This is a genomic window from Levilactobacillus bambusae (assembly GCF_003124125.1).
Taxonomy (GTDB): domain Bacteria; phylum Bacillota; class Bacilli; order Lactobacillales; family Lactobacillaceae; genus Levilactobacillus; species Levilactobacillus bambusae.
Genome location: NZ_QCXQ01000001.1, coordinates 41767 through 60533, shown reverse-complemented (window position 1 = coordinate 60533; position 18767 = coordinate 41767). Strand labels below are relative to the sequence as shown.

Below are 18767 nucleotides of genomic sequence, written 5' to 3'. Positions count from 1 at the left end.
ATTGGAGGTATTCAACCGTGTTTTTAATGAAAGATATTGTTCGAGACGGCGATCCCGTCTTACGTCAAGAAGCTGCCCAAGTCACCTTCCCCCTTTCAGAGGAAGATCAACAGTTGGCAAGGGATTTAATGACCTACTTAGAGGTCAGCCAAGATCCTGACCTCTGCCAAAAATACGGCTTGCGGGCCGGGGTTGGTTTAGCCGCCCCCCAAGTTGGCGTTTCTAAACAAATGGCCTCCGTATTAGTTCCCGCTGAAGATGAAGCCGGCGAGCCGGTCTTTAAGGACGTTATTATTAATCCCGTTATTGTCAGCCACTCGATCCAGGACGGCGCATTAACCGAAGGGGAAGGCTGCCTGTCAGTGGACAAAGACGTCCCCGGGTTTGTCCCCCGTCACGATCGCATTACCTTACGATACAGCGACGTTGAAGGCAATGAACATAAAATCCGGCTAAAAAACTACCCGGCAATTGTTTGCCAGCATGAAATTGACCACCTGCACGGTATTTTATTCTACGATCACATTAACGATGAACATCCATTCACCGTCCCAGATGATACCGTTATGTTTGATTAAGTTAATTGAACCTGTAAAAAGTAAATGATCCTGCCCATTCATTTTCAATCGAGTGGGCAGGATCATTATTTTTAATTCGACTTTAATCTACGTAGGTCCTTGACGTATTCAATCGTCGCCTCGTTCATAAGGTAAGCAACGTCAACGTGAACCCGGTCTTCGTAGACCCAGGTATCCGTCACTAAGAAGGGCGTCGTCTCTAAATACCCCTCGATTTGATGATCGTGGGCATAGTGCAGCAGAGCCGTATCCATGAGAACCTGAATTTGATCCAGTTGATTTCCCGAGGGCTCCTCAGCAACGTCAAACGTATACTCAAAGGCCATAACCCCCCGCCCCCAAACATCAGCCACTAATTCGGATGACAGTGGGGGTTCTGTCTGATTACTCAAGCCTAACTTAACTAATTCTGGGCTGATTTCTCGAACGGCCCGATCCGTTTCGCTTTGGGCGTTTTTTTGAACAATCTTAATGGCCCGTTTGACGGTCATTCGGTGAATAACATAGTAGATTCCCGTTGCCAAAATGAGTGCGATGATAATTTCAATAATCAATTGCATGGTTAAGTCCTCCTTAATTAAAAAATTATTGAACTCAAATCCAATTATTACCCTCATCTTACAGAATCAACTCGGGGATGTAAATGTATACAATATGCCACAAATATGCTAGAATCAACGTAATTGTTGTGTAAGCAACCTGTTGTTCGGAATTATTAAATTCTCGCTAACTAAGCATTTCAACCGCGAGAAAAAAGTTTAAAGGAGATTTATGAATGATTTATAAAGTATTTTACCAACCAGATCCAGTGCGGAATCCTAAGCGCGAGACGACGCACACCCTCTACCTCGAAGCTGCTAACATTGCGGATGCAACGACCCTGGTAGAGACCAATACTGATTACAATATCGAGCTCGTGGAACCACTCGAAGGCAACAGCCTAGAGTACGAACAAAAGAGCCCCGATTTTCAGTTAACGGAGTTTTAACTGATGAAAAAACTCAACGTCAAGAATAACGAAGCTGCAATCTTTGCAGTGGGTGGTCTTGGCGAAATTGGTAAAAACACTTACGGAATTCAGTTCCAGGATGAAATTGTCCTTATTGATGCCGGAATTAAATTTCCGGAGGACGAACTCCTCGGAATTGACTACGTAATTCCTGATTACCAATACCTTGTGGAAAACCAAGATAAAATCAAAGCGCTGGTGATTACACACGGACACGAAGACCACATTGGGGGTATTCCATACCTCTTAAAGCAGCTGAACGTTCCCGTTTACGCGGGTCCATTAGCCCTTGCCCTAATTAAAAACAAACTCGATGAACACGGGTTGCTTAAAAGTACTGAATTACACACGATTAACGAAGACACCGTTTTGAAATTTCGCAAAATGAGTGTTTCATTCTTTAGAACGACCCACTCAATTCCGGATACCTTAGGAATTGCCGTTCACACTCCGGTGGGTGTGATCGTTGAAACGGGGGATTACAAATTTGATTTGACCCCGGTTACAAATCAGCCGCCTAACCTTCAACGCATGGCTAAGTTGGGAGCAGAAGGTGTTCTTTGCCTTATGTCTGATAGTACCAATGCGGAACGCCCCATCTGGACCAAATCCGAAAAATGGGTTGGTAAATCCATTCGTCACATTTTTGACCAGGTAAAGGGTCGGATCATTTTTGCCACGTTTGCCTCGAACATTTCACGGATTGAAACGGCATGTGAAACCGCCCTGGCCCACGGTCGAAAAATTGCCGTGTTTGGCCGGTCCATGGAAGCTGCATTAGTCAACGGGCGCGAACTCGGCTACCTCAACATTCCGGACGATGCCCTGGTGGATGCGAATACCATTAAGTCACTTCCGGCCGACAAGGTCATGATTCTTTGTACTGGATCACAAGGCGAACCTATGGCCGCCCTCTCACGGATCGCTAACGGAACCCACCGGCAAATTTCCATCGAACCGGGCGACACCGTTGTCTTTTCTAGTAATCCGATTCCTGGTAACACCGTTAGTGTTAATAAAGTCATTAACGAACTAGAAGAGGCTGGCGCCCACGTCATTCACGGTAAGGTCAACAACATTCACACCTCGGGTCACGGTGGACAGGAAGAACAAAAGTTAATGCTGCGTTTAATGCAGCCGAAGTTCTTTATGCCCATCCACGGGGAATACCGGATGCTTAAGATTCATACCCACCTTGCTGAACAGTGTGGTGTGCCGTTAGACCATAGCTTTATTTTGGAAAACGGTGATGTTCTTGCCCTAACCAAGGATTCTGCCCGGGTTGCCGGCCACTTCACTGCCGGTGACGTTTACGTTGATGGTACGGGCGTTGGCGATATTGGCAACGTTGTATTACGCGACCGCCAACTCCTTTCACAGGAAGGATTAGTCGTTGTGGTTGCAACAATTGACCTTAAGAAGCAGGAAATTCAAGCCGGCCCAGATATTCTATCAAGGGGCTTTGTCTACATGCGCGAATCCGGTGAACTTCTTAGCGAGGGTCGTCGCCGAGTCTTCCGCGCCATCCGTCGGGCAATGCGAAATAAAAAGGCTAACGAAGCTTCCATTCGGAACGCAGTCATTGATGACCTGCAAAGCTTCCTGTTTGAAAAAACGGAACGCCATCCGATGATCCTGCCAATGTTTATCATGACGGGCGACCAGACAAACTCAGAGGGGCAGACCCCTAAGAGGGACGTGACACCCGCTAAAAAGCGGCGGAACCGTTCCGAAAAAAAGGCTACCCCAGCTGAAAACTCAAATTAACTTCATTAGCGAAGTTTAACTAAGTGTTGAACTTTGGCCTAACTAAAACGATTCCCAATTCGGATTTTTAATCGAATTTGGGAATCGTTTTTTTGGGGTTAATATTATTAATTGTATTTACTGGAAATTCTAATTATTACAATTAATTTGCTGACTGGTTTCAAAACTTTATTTCCGGTATAATTGAAGAAGTTATTTTTAAAAGTATCGAGAGGAGAGCCCCCATTGAGTGTCAATTACAATATCATTTTAAATGAACATGCTGGCAGTGGACGCTCCGGTCAAATTTGGCCGCAAATCAAGGCGGAACTTGATGCCCAGCATGTTGCCTACTCCGTAATCTCGACTGACTATCCTAACCACGCAATGTTACTCGGCGAACAGTTGGCCAAAAAGACGCCGGATACGGCAAACGCAAATACCGTGGCCCTTGCTATTGGTGGCGATGGTACCCTACATGAAGTCTTATCCGGCATAAAAAAGGTCGTGCGCCGTTACCCCATTCCAGTCGCCTACGTTCCAGTTGGATCGGGTGATGATCTAGCCCGTGGTATCCAGATGTCTTTGGATTGGAAAAAAGCGTTGACCCAAATTCTTCAGTGTCAACGCCCCCACCTTTATAACATTGGAACATACGATGAAACAATTAAGCATCAGCGGGGGATTTTTACAAATAACTTTGGGATTGGGTTAGACGCCGCAATTATCACTAAAGCCAATCAATCAAAGACTAAAGTTTGGCTAAACCAACACCATATGGGGTCCCTATCCTACCTCGCTTCCGCCATCGGGGTACTGTACAACCAGGGCGGGTTTAACCTCATGGTTCATGTCAACCAGCAACGGGATATTTACCAAAAGGCCTTACTCGTTACCACTACAAACCATCCCTACTTTGGTGGTGGGGTACAAATTGCCCCACCGGCTACCATGTTAGACGATCAGCTTCACTTAGTGGTGATTGAAAAGCCGAACTTCTTTAAACTACTCTGGTTAGTTTTTCTTTTGGCCACGCATAAACACTTAAAGTCCCGGTTTGTCCATTACTATTCCGCCAAGAAAATTCATTTAATCGTTAACTCCATTGAATTTGGCCAGGTCGATGGTGAAGAACTGGGGGGTCGATACTACGACCTCTATATGAACGTTGACCAGTACCCCTTCTGGATTGATACCTCAGTTTAAAGAAAAGAACGCCATCACGACCGTGATGGCGTTCTTTTCTTTAAACATTAACTCAGTTAGCGCTTTAAAATGACTTAATTTCTGGATATCTTGATAGACTCTAATCTTCAGAAGCTTCCATCGCTTCAAGAATCATGTCAAGCTGAGCGCATTTGCTTGAAAGTTGGTTCATTTGCTTACCATACCGCGGTTGAATTGTAATGGTCTGGTTAGTTGGCTGAACCTCCTGAGCCTCCTGGTGTTTTAATCGTGACAGCTCCGTTGTCGCCTCACGATATTCCTCCAGAATTTCAAACCGGTTACTCACCTCAAACATCTCCCTTTCACGAAATTTATATTTTCTCGATAGAACAACACGAGAAATCATACCACTTCGGTTTACCTTTGTTAACCCCTTTTTCAAAAGTAAATCATTAAGTTCCCTTCGCCAATTTGAGCGTTAGCCATATCACCAAGTTGCGCCCTACACGTTGGCTTTTTAACCGCCTTCTTTAACACTATGTATGGGCCCCAATTGACCTTACCTAGATAATAGCATTATTTATCGTAAACGGTTCACTTTTTATTAAAAATTTTTAGCAACTCCGGTCGCTTCGCTTAGAGGCCCGTAGAAGCAACGAGACTTACCATCAACCAATAAAAAAGCCCCTGAAAGAAGTCAACAATTCGATCCCAAATAGAAGCGAACCAATTTTCGGCCTTCTTAGCATCGGCACTATTGGCGTAATCTTTTAAGCTGGCCATTTTGTCACCAACACTATCCTTTAAGTTATTAGCAACGTTCGACGCATTTTTGACGTAGTTTTTTGAAAGTGAAACGGGTGAATTTTGAACGTTCTTTAACGAGATCACAATGTTATTAATGGTGGTGTTAGAGGTTTGGCTTTCAATGCCCTCCTTCTTTAGCGCTGCTCTGAGCATCACCTCAATTTGAGTGTTTGACGTTGTCTGTCCACTTGATTGACGGTCCTCAGCCAGCTGTGATGACACATCCCCCACGGCTGACATCAGCTTTCCTGGGTAACTTTTATCGTCACTATTTTGGTCAATCGCCGACTGGGTGGCATCTAGAACGCCATTAGCAGCCTTCGTATTTTCGGCATCCATTGTTAGCCCATCGTTCGCTAGCGCCTTATATACGCCCGTTAAGGCCGATTCGCCGGAAACAGCCTTATCCGCCGTAACCGTAATAATCACGTCTTTGACCCCCGCCATAGTGGCAACCATCGCATACTGTTGGGAGGTCACCTTCGTAATGTTATCCTGGCCATCGTAATTAACAATGTTAACTTTAACTCCAGATCCGGGATCCGCAGGGGCCAAAGAAACGCAGCTAATCATTGAGGCATTAGAGGTTCCGTTGGCGTTTAAATATTTAGCGTAATCATCACCATCGACCGTTAAAGCCGTGTAATTTGATTTAACCCCTAGAGCATCCGCAACCTTCGCCTTATCCTCGCTGGCCAGCCCGGTTCCGTACACCACGTAAGCCTTACTTAGCGCCTTAGTTTGTGTGGTATCAGAACTGGACTGCGATTCAGAAGATGTCATGACTGATGAGTCACTGGCCTGGTCGTCTGCCAGAGCCCGATTAGAAGTTGCTGCCATACTGCCACCCGTTAATAACGCAATTGCGATAACCGGGATGATAAATTTCTTAGTCATTTATACCCACTCCTTTTAAGTGGTTTTATTATACCATGACTCAAAATATCCCGATTTTTATCCCATTAGTTCTTATTTATTTCTTGATAAAAGATTAATACAAAATCAAAGGGGTTTAAAACTAAAAACAAACCCCATAACCGAGGTTTCCGTTCGGTAATGGGGTTCGTTTTAATTAAATATGGATGATGTCTCGATAACCCAGTCGATTAATATTCGTCAACTAATTCTGGGTGCTTTTGATCGTAACGATATTCAAAGAAGAAGTAGACCGTTACAATCACGAAACAAAGTGCTGGAACGATGAATGAGAATTGCATGGTTGTCAGATCAGAAATCAATCCTTGGACTGCTGGAATCACAGCTCCCCCAACAATTGCCATCACAATGAAGGCCCCCGCAGTTTCCGTATACTTCTTATCCGTAACGGTATCGAGCGTATGGGCGTAAATCGTTGGCCATTCAGGACCGAAGAAGAAACTCGTCGCAATGGCAAGCCAAACGGCCGTCATATTTGGAATTAAAGTGGTTCCAATTAAAGTGAGGGTTCCTAACGCTGAGTAAACGGTTAAAACCTTAGTGATTGAGAAGTGGTTCATGAAGAAGTTAGCCACAACCTTACCCAGGAACCAGGCAACGTAACTATAAATCATGAAGGTTGAAGCAGCACTATCCGTTAATTGGTGGTTCACATTTAGAGCTAACCGAATCGTGAAGGACCAGACCGTCGTTTGCATCCCAACGTAGAAGAACTGAGCCATGACCCCCTTCTTAAACCGGGTATTGTGAGCCAGGTAACGGAAGGTTTCTTTTAGGCCCGGTTTTTCAACCTTTTCACCCGTCGCGGTGTCTTCCATCGCCTTCGCTGCTGGCATCGGGGTAAAGGCCAAGATAACTAAAATAATGACGAGGACGGCTAATAAGTACTTGTATGGCTGCAGGGTCAATTGCAGCATTTTTTCTCCGTAAGCGATCCGAGCAGCCCCGTGCATATGACTCATCTTTTCCGAAAGATTATCTACAGATCCAAAGATAAGGTACTTTCCTAAGACAATCCCTAGAATATCTCCTAACGGCGTTAAAGCCCCCGAAAAGTTAATCCGGGCGTTCGCCGTCTTTTGAGGCCCCATCATTGAACTATAGGTCTCACACGAAGTTTCAAGGAAGCTTAACCCAATGGCAATGGCAAAAATTGCCGCTAGGAACATTCCGTAGGTCGCCACGCGAGAGGCGGGAAAGAACAGGCCACACCCTACAATGTACGCAATAAGGCCCACCATAATGGCAAATTTATAGGACGTTTTCTTAATCACAAGTGAAGCTGGAATGGCAATTAAGAAGTAGCCCCCGTAAAATGCACTTTGAACAAACGCAGTGGCCACATCGTTTAACATGAAAACAGTCTTAAACTGGGTAATTAAAATATCGTTTAAACTGGCGGCTGCCCCCCAAAGTGGGAAAATCATGGAAACCAGTAAAAATTGGAACATTGGGGTTTTACTTAAGTACCCGTCTGATAGTTGCACGTACCCGTGCTTGTTTGTTGCCGTTTCGGTTGAATCCATTTTATTGTCTTCCTTCCGTTAGAAAGTAACGCCACTTTCTAAAATAATGTTTGAGAACGGAGTCATTTCTCCGGTTCGGACAAAGCCATGGGTCTGACTTAAATCCTGCTTAAGTTCAGTGTGTGGCACATAAGTAACTTCCACGTTGGGTAGGAGTTCAAGAATTGCCTTTAATTGCTCTGGATTTTCAGTCTTAATTTCATCCGCCAAGTAAATCCGTTGAACCTCCATTTCAGCCAACACATTCTTGAGGACATCGATAAAGCTAGGGAGCTGCTTTGTCACCGCTAAATCAATCTTTTTGGTTCCCATGGGCACTGGCATTCCAGCATCGCCGATGGCCATCCAGTCCATATGACCCATTCCAGCAATCAAACTGGATAATTCCGTATTAATCACGGTTGTCTTTTTCATGTGGTCCTCCTTATTGGTGATTAGCTTCCTTAACTTCAGCAATTGTTGGGATCGATGGCATTGCTCCAAGTCGTTGAACGGTAAGCGAACTAGCTCGTTGTGCAAACGTTAAAGCTTCTTCAACGTTACTCAAATCGGGGTTTAACTGCGAACTAAGGGCTCCGATAAACGTATCCCCGGCAGCGGTTGTATCAACGGCCTTTACCTTAAAGGCTGGCACAAACCCATGGCCGGCATTCTCCGTATTGTAGTAGGCTCCCTTATCACCAACGGTAATAATCAGGTTCTTAGCCCCCATTTCACGGAACTTAGCGGCATTTTCGTCCATTGAAGCTTCATCCGTTACATCAATTCCCGTTAATAAGGCACTTTCAGTTTCGTTAGGGATGACTAAGTCCGTTAAACTCAAGAGCTCGGAATCGATCGTCGTTGCCGGTGCTGGGTTTAAAATAGTAACGACACCGTTCTTCTTGGCCGTTTCAAAGGCCACCTTAGCCGTCTCCTGAGGCGTCTCAAACTGCGTAATCAAAAAATCCGATGCCGCAATGGTTTGCTCGGCAGCCGAAACCTCAGTCTCGGTTACCCGTTGGTTGGCACCACCGTACACTAAGATACTGTTTTGCCCGTTTGAATCCAGCAGGATCGTGGCACTCCCCGTCCCCGCCTTCGCATCAACAGCAATTGCAGCCGTATCGATTCCGTCAACCTTTAAGGCGTTAATCATCATTTCGCCTTCGCCATCTTGGCCAACCTTACCAATAAAGGCCGTTTTGGCACCGGCACGGACGGCAGCAACGGCTTGATTCGCTCCCTTCCCCCCCGCAGCGTTTGATTTTTCATTGGCTGAAAGTGTTTCACCGGGTTTTGGATTTCGTTCAATTTGTAAAATTGTATCTACGTTTAAACTTCCAAGAACAGTTACACGATTTGTCATATGGATTCCTCCTAAAATTTAACCTGTTAACATCTTGTAAAACGTTTTACAAGATGGCCAAAAAATAAAAACCTACCTGTAAAATAGGTTTCACTTTTGGCAACGTTTGAAATCATATCATATTTTGAAAGGGCATTCAACCCCTTTTCGTGAATTTAGTCACTTATTTCTCGTCGACGAGTACTCTGCCGAACGACCAGCGAAACGGGCAGCATCAAAGATTCATAGGGAGCGTCCGGTTGATGAATCCGATCCACCAGAAGTTTAGCCGCCTCGACTCCCATCTCGTAAATCGGCTGGTGAATGGTTGTGAGCATTGGTGTAACGTAGGCGCCCATTTCAACATCGTCATAGCCAATGACAGAAACCTGTTCAGGAACCGATACTTTGGCGTCCTTTAGCCCCTTCATCAGGCCAATTGCCATTTCATCATTAATGGCAAAGACAGCGGAAACCCCGAGTTTTCGAACCGTATCAGCAGCTGAGTATCCTGCCTGAGGTGTCATATCAGACAGGACTGTCTTGGGTAGTTCGCCAATCTTTTGAAATTCCGCACAAAAACCGGTGTAACGGGCCTGAATATTTAGCGTTGCCTGCTTAGGCATCATAATGGCGACTTGCCGGTGCCCGAGTTCAATGAGGTGTTGTGCGGCTAATCGCCCACCCTCATGTTCATTAATATCAACCCGATCACCACTTGTTAACGTATTTTGATCAAATAATATGTAAGGAATATGATTAGGCTTTAATAAGTTATCAATCGTATCCGATGTAATTGCCGCACTCGAAATAATAATTCCGTTGGCCGTTCTCTGAACGAGTTCCTGGACGTAATCCCGTTCTAACTCTTCATTCCGATTCGTCTCTAAAATTAGCGGAACGAATTGATCGACCTTTGCACGGGTTTGAATTCCCCGAATAAAGGACGTAAAAAAAGCGTTACTCAAGTCTGGCACAAGAACCCCAATGGTCCTTGTGGACTGGGAAACCAGGTTTCTAGCGTTGTAATTAGGCACATACCCTAAGTTTTGTTGAGCCTGCTTCACCCGCTCCTGAGTCTCGGGTGTAAATCGTTCCCCCTTCCCATTTAAAATTTGTGAAACGGTTGTTACCGATACGCCGGCAATTGCGGCCACATCCCGAATGGTTACTTTCCCTGCCATTTCTCATCTCTCCATGTCATCAATTATCATTACTTAACGTTTATTATACGTCACCTATTAGGCAAAGAAAAAGAGCATCCGACAAAAACCTGTCGAAAGCTCCCCGATTATGTTTATCCTTGAACGATCTTATCAATTGCGTCCAATTCATCCTGAGTAAAGTTAAGGTTATCGAGTGCCTTAAGATTATCATCCAGATGATCTGGATTGGTCGTCCCGGTAATCACACTGGTGACAACGGGATCATGCAGCAACCACGCCATCGCCATCTGGGACAGAGTTTGGTTCCGCCCCTCCGCAATTTGGTTTAACTCATTAATTTTTTTCGTTAGGGCTTCAGTGCCGCCATCTAGCAGATACTTGCTGGTAAAGTGAAGTGGAAAATCTTGTGGAACGCCGGTTAAATATTTATCCGTCAACAGTCCCTCAGCAAGTGGTCCATAAGCCATCATGCCAACGTTATCGTTTCGGAGTTCAGTCAGTAATCCGTCTTCCTCAACGCTACGGTTCAGCATATTATAGGAAACCTGATTAATGACAAACGGCGTTTTTAATTCCCGGAAAACTTTAACCATTGCGGCCGTTTGCTTAGCATCGTAGTTAGAGATCCCCGCATACAAAGCCTTGCCTTGCCGAACCACATGGTCCAAAGCCTGGGCAGTCTCCTCGGGCGCGGTGTTAGGATCGGGACGGTGACTATAATAGATATCAACGTAGTCTAACCCCATGTTGATTAAACTTCGATCAAGTGAGGCAACTAAGGTTTTACGTGAACTCATTTCCCCGTAAGGCCCTGGCCACATGTGGTAACCGGCCTTAGTCGAAATGACTAATTCATCCCGGTAGGGTTTTAAATCAGAGGCATAAACTTCCCCGAATAGTTTTTCAGCTGCACCGGAACCCGGACCGTAGTTGGCCGCTAAATCAAAACTAAAGATTCCAGCATCAAACGCGTGCAATAAAATCGTTCGGGTCGCCGCATAGTTGGCGGTATCGCCAAACCCATGCCACATCCCAAACGAAATGGCGGGTAACTGAAAGCCCGTATTGCCTGCGCGTCGGATGGGGATTTTGTTGTAACGATTTTCATCTGCAGAATACATTTCAACAACACTCCTCGTGATTAATAGATACAGCTAAATTTTATAAGACATCGCAGCTTGCGTCAAGAAAGGTTAATGACTGGCTGGCACCTGTTGGGCTTCATGGCTGAGCTTAACGGCTAAACTGACCCGCCCCCCGGCCGCCGCTAACATTTTTCTGGCTTCTGCAATGGTCCCCTTGGTTTCAATCAGCACAATAGCTAAGGGGACATCATTATTGACCCGATGAAGGGCACGCTCTGCTACCAGCGGCGTGGTTTGGGTGGCCTCAGCGATAATACGTTTCGCCCGGTCAAAGGTCTTCTCATTGGTTGGAACGACGTTAATCATCAAATTCTGATAGACCTTACCCGATTTAATCATAATTCCCGTTGAAAGCATATTTAATACCATTTTTTCAGCCGTTCCCGCCTTCATTAGGGTGGCACCAGTAATCACTTCCGGTCCAACAACGGGAGTAATGGGATAGTCGCAATTCTGTTCAATTGGGCTTTCAGCCACACAGGAAAAACCAATTCGTAATGTTCCTACCTGACCAGCATACTTTAGGCCCGCAACGGTATACGGGGTCTGCCCACTGGCTGCCATAGCAATTAAAATGTCCTGATCCGTTAACTTAATTTTTTGAAGGTCCTGTTCCGCCAGTTCCTCTGAGTCTTCCGCATCTTGAACGGTATGATCCATGGCTTCTGAACCACCAGCGATCAGCCCAAACGTCTGATCATCAGCTAAGCCGTACGTGGGTACGAGCTCAGTTGCATCCATGACCCCTAATCGGCCGGATGTCCCGGCGCCAATGTAAATTATGCGTCCCCCGTTGTCAAATTTAGGGTAAGCCGCATCAATCGCGTCCGCAATTTGTGGGAGTTGTTTTTGAACTGCTCTTGCAACCCGTTGGTCTTCATGATTCATGGTAGAAACCATTTCAAGCGTCGTTTCCCGGTCAATGTGAGTTGATCGGTGATTCCGTTGTTCCGTTAAAAGATCATCAATCTTCATTTTAACTTACCTCCTAATCAAAAATAACTGGTCTGATAGGACTTATTTCCCAGCCCAGCAGTTATGTATTCGCTTTCATTAACTACTTTAGGTATACCATTATTTTGCACATTTTTCAATTAAATTTTGTCCCCCGCCCGAAAATCATTCTAAATTATCATTATTCTCTCATTCCGTTGGGAGATTATTGCCAACCAACAAAAAAAAGCGGAAGCCTTCGCTTCCGCTTACACCGTTATTTACTTGGTGATATAAATTGACTTCCAGTCACGACTCATCCCGGCTGGATTCCAAATGTAGCCCTTAACGTGCTGATTCCACATTTCCACCGTTGCTGGCTGATAGAGGGGAATTAATCCCTGCTGGTTCATTAACTGTTTTTCAGCGTTAACCAGATCGGTATAGCGAGCGTCCTTATTATTGGCATCCTCACCCTCGGCCTTATCCAACAACTGATTATAAGTTGAATCGTTAAAGTCGCCGGCGTTGTTGCTGTTGCCCTTCTGCATTAAATCCAAGAAGTTAATGGGGTCAGCAAAATCGGCGCCCCAACTGGAAAGGACCATATCAAAGTCGCCCGAGGTTGAACGGGCTAACCGGGTCTTGTAAGTCGTATCCACAATGTTTACCTTAACGTTAGGCAACTTCTGCAGTTGGGATTGAACGTACTGCGCGGTTGTTTTATCAACGTCGGTATTGTCCGTCAATAAGTCAAAGGAGAGTGACGATTTGCCACTTTCCTTAAGCCCAGTCTTCAGCAAAGTTTTAGCCTTAGCTAAATCATATGATACCCCATCCTTAACGTAGGCGTCCTTAGCAAAATCCGTCTTCGTCTTGGGATTTTGGAAAAAGTTTTCTGAAACAAACCCGAGGGGCGCCTTTGAGCCGTTCCGGAGAACATTTTTAGCGAGCGACTCCTTATTGATGGCCAGACTTAGGGCCTGCCGAATCTTCACGTTCTTAAAGGCATCAACCTTCTTTTGGTTAAATTGCAGGTAGACCGTTGACCCGCCCACATAAGTTTTCATATCAGGGTTATTCTTTAACGACGGAATTTGAGTTCCGGAGAGCGGCGTTGAGTCTAACTTACCTGACTGGTATAAGTTAAGCCCAGTTGAGGCATCCTTAACCACTTCTAGGTTAATGGCATTTAGATGAACCCCCTTCTTATCCCAATAGTTTGAGTTCTTGGCTAGTTTCCAGTTATCGTTCGTTCCCGTCCAATTTTTCATGGTAAATGGACCATCGTAAGCCGTCGTTTCACTGGACAACCCATTCTTGCTGCCGTACTTTTCCACGGCTGATTGTTCCTGAGGAAAGAACACCGGAAAGGCCAGTAACAGCTTGAAATAAGGGACCGGTTTTTCTAGTGTGACCACTAACTTGTCGTTACCAACGGCCTTAATCCCTAAAGTATCTGGATTCATCGTGCCCTTTTGAATGGCACCATAGTTTTTAACGCCGTCAAATAGGTAAGCGTAGCTACTAGCGGTCTTAGGATTTACGGTTCGCCGCCAAGAATAAACGAAGTCCTTGGCCGTTACTGGCCTACCATCATTCCACTTATTGTTTTTCCGAAGGGTAAACGTGTAGGTTTTACCATCGGAACTGACCTTCGTGCTGGTCGCTAAAGCATTTTCAACCTTTTCCTTTTTCCCTAGTCGATACAACCCCTCTTGGGTGTGATACAACTGGGTTAAACTAATTGAATCAGCAGCCTTGGAGATATCCATACTGGTTACTTCAGACGTTGTGGATAGATTTAATACCTGTTTGTCGCTTAACTGATGACTCTCCCCGTTTTTTGATGACTGATTGGAGCAAGCCGCTAGGACTACCGCTGCTAGTGCAACCGTCCCAACCGTTATTATCCGCTTTAACCGACTCATCTTAACCTCTCCCTTTCCCATACTTACAAAAAGTAAAATCACTACGCTTATTTTACCATGCTCACCCTGATATTTCCGCCGTAAACCTTAAAAAAACGTAAATAAAGGGTTGTACCCTCAGAGTATCATCTCTCCGTAAGTACAACCCTTTATTTACAATAATGAGTTACTTCTTAATTGATTTATCAACCATCTTTTGAAAGAGGGAATCCACTGGTTCGTCATGGTAAATCAGGTCAATTGCTCGGCCAAATAACTCACCAACGGAAACAATCTGAAGTTTCTCAAACTGTTTATCCTCGGGGACGGGAATGGTATCCGTCACTAACACGTTGGTCAGTGGTGAATTCTGTAGGCGTTCGGTAGCTCCCGCTGAAAAAACAGCGTGGGTTGCCATCGCATAGATATCATTCGCACCCGCATTTTTGAGGGTTTCAGCCGAAGCGGCCATCCGCATTCCGGTATCAATGATATCGTCCGTTAAAATTGCCGTCTTTCCCTTAACGTCACCAATCACAGCTTCCGCCTGAGTCCGACTTTCATTTTCATCACGATTATCAATAATTGCGATGGGTGCATCCAGCAGTCCGGCTAATTCACGAGCCCGTGAAACCCCAGCATGGTCGGGTGCAACAATCACGAGGTCTTGGCTTTGGTTATGGTTAACAAAGTATTGAGCTAGTAAGGCAAGGCTCTGTAAATGGTCTACCGGAATATCGAAGAATCCTTGTAATTGCGCCGCATGTAAGTCAAGCGTAATTAACCGGTCTACCCCATCCTTTTCCATAATCGTCGCAACTAACTTAGCGGTAATGGGTTCTCTAGACCGCGCCTTCCGGTCAGCACGGGAATATCCGTAGTAGGGCATCACAACGTTAATCGTTCTAGCGCTTGCCCGCCGTGCAGCATCAATAAAGATGAGCAATTCCATTAAATTAGTATTAACGGGATCTGAAACGGATTGAATGACAAACACATCGGCCCCACGAATACTTTCATCAATCTTAATCTGAATTTCTCCGTCGCTAAAATGTTTAACGGTCCGCTTCCCTAATGGAATTCCCGCTGCCTTAGCAATTTTTTCAGCAAGTGGCATATTTGAATTCAACGCGAACAGTTTTAGTTCGCTACCCTCGGTTTTTTCGTCCATGACGGCCTCCTGGTTCCTTTTCGTCAACAATAATACTCATATTATTACAATTATTAAAAAAAATCGCAAGTAACGGTCGCGCTCACCAATTAAATGAAATCGGATCCAACCGCTATAACAGAACGGTTTAACCCACTAAAATTTATTTAATCACGACCGGCCGGCGTCATAAAATCACTTGGTTTAATATTACTCATTCCGATCATTGGATCAATCCGTTGGCTTAAGATCAGGTCCGCCGTTAAAATTTTGGGTCCCTCCGCCGTAATTTCAGGATCTGGTTCAGTTGCCTGGATGGGTTCATCCTGAGTAATTTCTTGTTCGTTTGCCGCTAATGCCCCGTTAGTTTCAGTAGGAGCCTGCCCCTGAATAACCTGGGCTAGCCGCTGCCGCAACGTCGTCTTCCGGTTAATCGAGACGTTGTCGACGCTAGCCTGAAAGGCCTGCTGATCACCTAGCATAATCAACATTTGCGAGGCCCGCGTAATTGCGGTATAAAGTAAGTTTCGCTGTAACATTCGGGAATACTGCATGACCATTGGAAGGATCACCATGGTAAACTCGGAACCCTGCGATTTATGAATCGACATGCAGTAGGCCAGCGTTAAACGATTCCAGTCATTCCGGCTATAGGTGACTTCCGTTTGTTCAAATGCAATGGTAAGCTTATCCGTTTTATCCTTGTTGCCCTTATCCTTAGCCAACTCGATTCCGACCACCTGACCAATATCCCCGTTAAACACGTTATTTTCGGGACTATTTACTAGGTGTAAAACCTTATCACCAATCCGAAAGTGTTGGTCATGGAATAAGACGTCCTTTTGGCGGGGCGAAGTTAATGGGTTCATAATCTCTTGGATAACGGCATTTAACCGGTTAATCCCAGCGGCCCCCCGATAAATCGGGGCTAAGACTTGAATCTGCTGAGCCGTAAAGCCCTTAGCCTTTGCCCGTTCAATAATTTGGCGAATAACGGGTTCGATTTGGTTTAAATTACACGAAATAAACGACCGATCCCGTTGGTTCATACTAAAATCAGCCGGTAACTGCCCCTCCTTAATTGCGTGGGCTAAGGGAATAATTGAGGAACCGTCACCCTGCCGATAAATGGTCGAGAGTTCAATGGCGGGCACCGACTTGGAGGCCAATAAATCCGAAAAGACTTGCCCTGGCCCAACGGACGGTAGTTGGTCTTTATCGCCCACCAATATCACCTGCATACCGCTTGGAATTGCCTTTAAAAGGGAGCGAAACAGAAAAACGTCCACCATCGACATTTCGTCGATGATCAACAGTCCGCCCTCTAAGTCGTTCGTTGTTGCTTCCGCTTCATTTTTTTCACGGCCCGTTAGTCCGAGTAACCGGTGGATGGTACTGGCCGGTAAGTTCGTCGTCTCGCTCATTCGTTTTGCGGCCCGACCGGTTGGGGCTGCAAGTAGCACGGGGAAGGGTTGGTCCTTATATTCGTTGACGTCTAGTGACACCCCATGTAATTTGGCAAATAAGGCGACCAGGCCCCGAATGATCGTCGTTTTTCCGGTTCCCGGCCCCCCAGTCAGCAGAAAAACCTGGGAGCTAATGGCCGCCGATAGCGCCTGCTTTTGCGAGTCATCATAGGTAATTCCCAGTTGCTTTTCAACTATCCGAATCTGTTTGTCAATCGCGTCCGGGGAGTACCGTTGTGTCTGTTCGGGGATATCCTTTAATAGGCGGTTAAGGTGTTCCGCAATGCCCCACTCGGCATCGTATAATTTCTTCAGGTAGATTCGGTCCTGATCCCCGACGACCTTCTGCTCCTTAGCCAATTCAATGAGCTGAGTGGCCACCGCATCAGGGGCGATTTGGGTTGGCCGTGCGGATTCTAACAGTCCCAGCGTTTGATTCATCAGGGGCTTCGCACTGGTATAGATATCCCCGTTGGCCATCGATAGATCCGTTAGGGTTTGCAGCAAGCCTGCGCGAATTCGTTCGGGAGCTGTATCTTGAAACCCCAGGTCCTTGGCAATTTGATCGGCCCGTTTAAAGCTAATATGGTCAATATCTTCCGCAAGCTGGTAGGGATTTTCATGAATGACGTCTAACGTCTTACCCTGATACTTATCGTAAATGGCTGCGGCCAGTTGACTCCCAAATCCGTAGCCGTTCAACCCAATAATTATCTGTTCCATCCCGTTATTTGCCTGCAGGGTTTCCACAATCATTTTTTGCGTGGGGGCCTTCAGGTTTAAGGGCGCTAACACCTGGGGGTTACTTAAAATCTCATCAATCGCATCTAGGCCTAAAAGATCAACAATTCGCTCGGCCGTTTTCTTTCCGACCCCGGGAAACTCATCCCCGGATAAATACGAAATAAGGCCAGATCTAGAGGTTGGGACCGCAGCTTGATAGTTTTGCGCCTGGAATTGAGTGCCGTACTTAGGGTGATCCACCTTTTTTCCCGTAAAGGTATACGTGACTTCCTCTTTAACGTCCGCAAAGTTCCCAGTCACTACGAGTTCGTCTTCATGCCAATCTAAGCTAGTTTCCGACACCTTAACCAGCAAAACCTTATAAAAACTGTCGGGGCTGCTGAAAAAAATGGCAGAAATTTTTCCGGTCACCGTATCTGCCGTTGGTTCTTGGTTTACTGAGTCCTCAGCAAATAAATCCATGGATTCTGCCACATTTACCCTCCTCTATTTCCGACCGTCCTTTGCCTGTAAGAACCGTTCAATCTCTGCTAATCGTTGTTGACCCGCTTCAAAATACTGGGGATCCGTTTGTTCAGCCATCTTAAAGTAGGCCTCAAAGGGTTCGCCTAACACCATCGCCGTAATTCCCCGATCAAAGTTGGCTTTGCCATTTTGTGGGTCCACGGTTAACACCCGGTCGTAAAAATCCGCTGCCTCTTGATTATGACCGAGGGCCAATAAATTATCAGCAACGAGTTGATTGGCCTCAGCGTCCTGCTGGCGGTGAGCCTGCGCCGTTAGTGCAAAAACTAGGGCTTGTTTATGGTTACCCTGTGCCATATAACTTTGGGCTAACATCATATACGCATCCGACTGTAAGTTTTGGTCTTTTATCTGCTGAAATTGGCGGATTGCTTTGTCAAATTCTTCTGCCGCGTAGTAAACGTTCCCTAAACCATAAATCAAGGCATTTTTAGCCTCTTCGTCCTGATCAAACATGCCCAGGGCCTTCATAAATAATTCTTCTGCCTGAGCGTAACTTTTAACTTGAACTAGGAGTGTCCCCAGATCGTAGTAGTGGTGCCAATTAGTTGGTTCCTGATCAATCGCTAAAACCAATTCATGAAGGGCCTGATTCATTTGGTCTTCTTGTTCGTGTGTATCACTCATTTTTT

17 protein-coding genes are annotated in these 18767 nt (G+C 45.7%); 4 read left to right on the top strand and 13 right to left on the bottom strand.

What is annotated here, in order from left to right:
- Window positions 1–17 precede the first annotated feature (17 nt).
- Complete coding sequence (def, locus tag DCM90_RS00385) at window positions 18–578, top strand: peptide deformylase (RefSeq protein WP_109249380.1); 561 nt, start codon at window positions 18–20, stop codon at window positions 576–578.
- Window positions 579–649: 71 nt separating this feature from the next.
- Here the strand turns inward: def and DCM90_RS00380 are convergent, their stop codons facing one another.
- Entirely contained in the window at window positions 650–1138 is a 489-nt protein-coding gene (locus DCM90_RS00380) for a hypothetical protein (RefSeq protein WP_109249379.1), read from the bottom strand.
- A gap of 215 nt (window positions 1139–1353) precedes the next feature.
- Here DCM90_RS00380 and DCM90_RS00375 point away from each other — a divergent pair, with 215 nt between their 5' ends.
- The 3 genes from DCM90_RS00375 to DCM90_RS00365 all read left to right on the top strand — a co-directional run bounded on the left by DCM90_RS00375 (window position 1354) and on the right by DCM90_RS00365 (window position 4539).
- Window positions 1354–1566, top strand: a complete 213-nt coding sequence (locus tag DCM90_RS00375) for a DNA-directed RNA polymerase subunit epsilon (RefSeq protein ID WP_109249378.1) — start codon at window positions 1354–1356, stop codon at window positions 1564–1566.
- A gap of 3 nt (window positions 1567–1569) precedes the next feature.
- On the top strand, window positions 1570–3354 hold the full coding sequence (gene rnjA / locus DCM90_RS00370) for a ribonuclease J1 (protein WP_165815161.1): 1785 nt from the start codon (window positions 1570–1572) through the stop codon (window positions 3352–3354).
- A gap of 225 nt (window positions 3355–3579) precedes the next feature.
- Window positions 3580–4539 (top strand): diacylglycerol/lipid kinase family protein, encoded by a 960-nt coding sequence (locus DCM90_RS00365; protein ID WP_109249377.1) that lies wholly within the window; start codon window positions 3580–3582, stop codon window positions 4537–4539.
- Window positions 4540–4639: 100 nt separating this feature from the next.
- On the opposite strand, the gene DCM90_RS00360 is transcribed toward DCM90_RS00365, so the two are convergent.
- The 12 genes from DCM90_RS00360 to DCM90_RS00305 all read right to left on the bottom strand — a co-directional run bounded on the left by DCM90_RS00360 (window position 4640) and on the right by DCM90_RS00305 (window position 18762).
- On the bottom strand, window positions 4640–4855 hold the full coding sequence (locus DCM90_RS00360; RefSeq protein ID WP_306419280.1) for a hypothetical protein: 216 nt from the start codon (window positions 4853–4855) through the stop codon (window positions 4640–4642).
- Window positions 4856–5136: 281 nt separating this feature from the next.
- Window positions 5137–6204, bottom strand: coding sequence for a DUF1002 domain-containing protein (locus DCM90_RS00355; RefSeq protein WP_109249375.1), 1068 nt, complete (start codon window positions 6202–6204; stop codon window positions 5137–5139).
- 209 nt (window positions 6205–6413) lie between these two features.
- Window positions 6414–7769: an L-fucose:H+ symporter permease gene (fucP, locus tag DCM90_RS00350; protein ID WP_109249374.1), complete on the bottom strand. Its 1356-nt coding sequence runs from the start codon at window positions 7767–7769 to the stop codon at window positions 6414–6416.
- An 18-nt stretch (window positions 7770–7787) separates the two neighbouring features.
- The gene (gene rbsD, locus DCM90_RS00345) at window positions 7788–8183 is read right to left on the bottom strand and encodes a D-ribose pyranase (protein ID WP_109249373.1); all 396 of its coding nucleotides are present in this window, start codon (window positions 8181–8183) and stop codon (window positions 7788–7790) included.
- Between the two features lie 10 nt (window positions 8184–8193).
- Window positions 8194–9117 carry a ribokinase gene (gene rbsK / locus DCM90_RS00340; RefSeq protein ID WP_109249372.1) on the bottom strand — a complete coding sequence of 308 codons (924 nt, stop codon included), beginning with the start codon at window positions 9115–9117 and terminating at the stop codon, window positions 8194–8196.
- Window positions 9118–9272: 155 nt separating this feature from the next.
- Window positions 9273–10280: a ribose utilization transcriptional repressor RbsR gene (rbsR, locus tag DCM90_RS00335; RefSeq protein WP_109249371.1), complete on the bottom strand. Its 1008-nt coding sequence runs from the start codon at window positions 10278–10280 to the stop codon at window positions 9273–9275.
- 113 nt (window positions 10281–10393) lie between these two features.
- The gene (locus DCM90_RS00330; protein WP_109249370.1) at window positions 10394–11383 is read right to left on the bottom strand and encodes an aldo/keto reductase; all 990 of its coding nucleotides are present in this window, start codon (window positions 11381–11383) and stop codon (window positions 10394–10396) included.
- 72 nt (window positions 11384–11455) lie between these two features.
- The gene (gene murQ / locus DCM90_RS00325) at window positions 11456–12382 is read right to left on the bottom strand and encodes an N-acetylmuramic acid 6-phosphate etherase (RefSeq protein WP_109249369.1); all 927 of its coding nucleotides are present in this window, start codon (window positions 12380–12382) and stop codon (window positions 11456–11458) included.
- 239 nt (window positions 12383–12621) lie between these two features.
- A complete protein-coding gene (locus DCM90_RS00320; RefSeq protein ID WP_109249368.1) occupies window positions 12622–14271 on the bottom strand; it encodes a peptide ABC transporter substrate-binding protein in 1650 nt (549 codons plus the stop codon).
- 166 nt (window positions 14272–14437) lie between these two features.
- Entirely contained in the window at window positions 14438–15421 is a 984-nt protein-coding gene (locus DCM90_RS00315; RefSeq protein ID WP_109249367.1) for a ribose-phosphate diphosphokinase, read from the bottom strand.
- A 146-nt stretch (window positions 15422–15567) separates the two neighbouring features.
- Window positions 15568–18072 carry an SF1B family DNA helicase RecD2 gene (recD2, locus tag DCM90_RS00310; RefSeq protein ID WP_109249817.1) on the bottom strand — a complete coding sequence of 835 codons (2505 nt, stop codon included), beginning with the start codon at window positions 18070–18072 and terminating at the stop codon, window positions 15568–15570.
- Between the two features lie 24 nt (window positions 18073–18096).
- Entirely contained in the window at window positions 18097–18762 is a 666-nt protein-coding gene (locus tag DCM90_RS00305) for a tetratricopeptide repeat protein (protein ID WP_109249366.1), read from the bottom strand.
- Window positions 18763–18767 lie beyond the last annotated feature (5 nt).

Bases quoted from the DNA above. Each gene is read 5' to 3' on its own strand.
- rbsK (WP_109249372.1), bottom strand. From the start codon at position 9,117: ATGACAAATCGTGTAACTGTTCTTGGAAGTTTAAACGTAGATACAATT.
- rbsR (WP_109249371.1), bottom strand. From the start codon at position 10,280: ATGGCAGGGAAAGTAACCATTCGGGATGTGGCCGCAATTGCCGGCGTA.
- DCM90_RS00330 (WP_109249370.1), bottom strand. From the start codon at position 11,383: ATGTATTCTGCAGATGAAAATCGTTACAACAAAATCCCCATCCGACGC.
- rnjA (WP_165815161.1), top strand. From the start codon at position 1,570: ATGAAAAAACTCAACGTCAAGAATAACGAAGCTGCAATCTTTGCAGTG.
- DCM90_RS00305 (WP_109249366.1), bottom strand. From the start codon at position 18,762: ATGAGTGATACACACGAACAAGAAGACCAAATGAATCAGGCCCTTCAT.
- DCM90_RS00355 (WP_109249375.1), bottom strand. From the start codon at position 6,204: ATGACTAAGAAATTTATCATCCCGGTTATCGCAATTGCGTTATTAACG.
- DCM90_RS00320 (WP_109249368.1), bottom strand. From the start codon at position 14,271: ATGAGTCGGTTAAAGCGGATAATAACGGTTGGGACGGTTGCACTAGCA.
- murQ (WP_109249369.1), bottom strand. From the start codon at position 12,382: ATGAAGATTGATGATCTTTTAACGGAACAACGGAATCACCGATCAACT.
- recD2 (WP_109249817.1), bottom strand. From the start codon at position 18,072: ATGGATTTATTTGCTGAGGACTCAGTAAACCAAGAACCAACGGCAGAT.
- DCM90_RS00375 (WP_109249378.1), top strand. From the start codon at position 1,354: ATGATTTATAAAGTATTTTACCAACCAGATCCAGTGCGGAATCCTAAG.
- rbsD (WP_109249373.1), bottom strand. From the start codon at position 8,183: ATGAAAAAGACAACCGTGATTAATACGGAATTATCCAGTTTGATTGCT.
- DCM90_RS00315 (WP_109249367.1), bottom strand. From the start codon at position 15,421: ATGGACGAAAAAACCGAGGGTAGCGAACTAAAACTGTTCGCGTTGAAT.
- DCM90_RS00360 (WP_306419280.1), bottom strand. From the start codon at position 4,855: ATGTTTGAGGTGAGTAACCGGTTTGAAATTCTGGAGGAATATCGTGAG.
- DCM90_RS00380 (WP_109249379.1), bottom strand. From the start codon at position 1,138: ATGCAATTGATTATTGAAATTATCATCGCACTCATTTTGGCAACGGGA.
- fucP (WP_109249374.1), bottom strand. From the start codon at position 7,769: ATGGATTCAACCGAAACGGCAACAAACAAGCACGGGTACGTGCAACTA.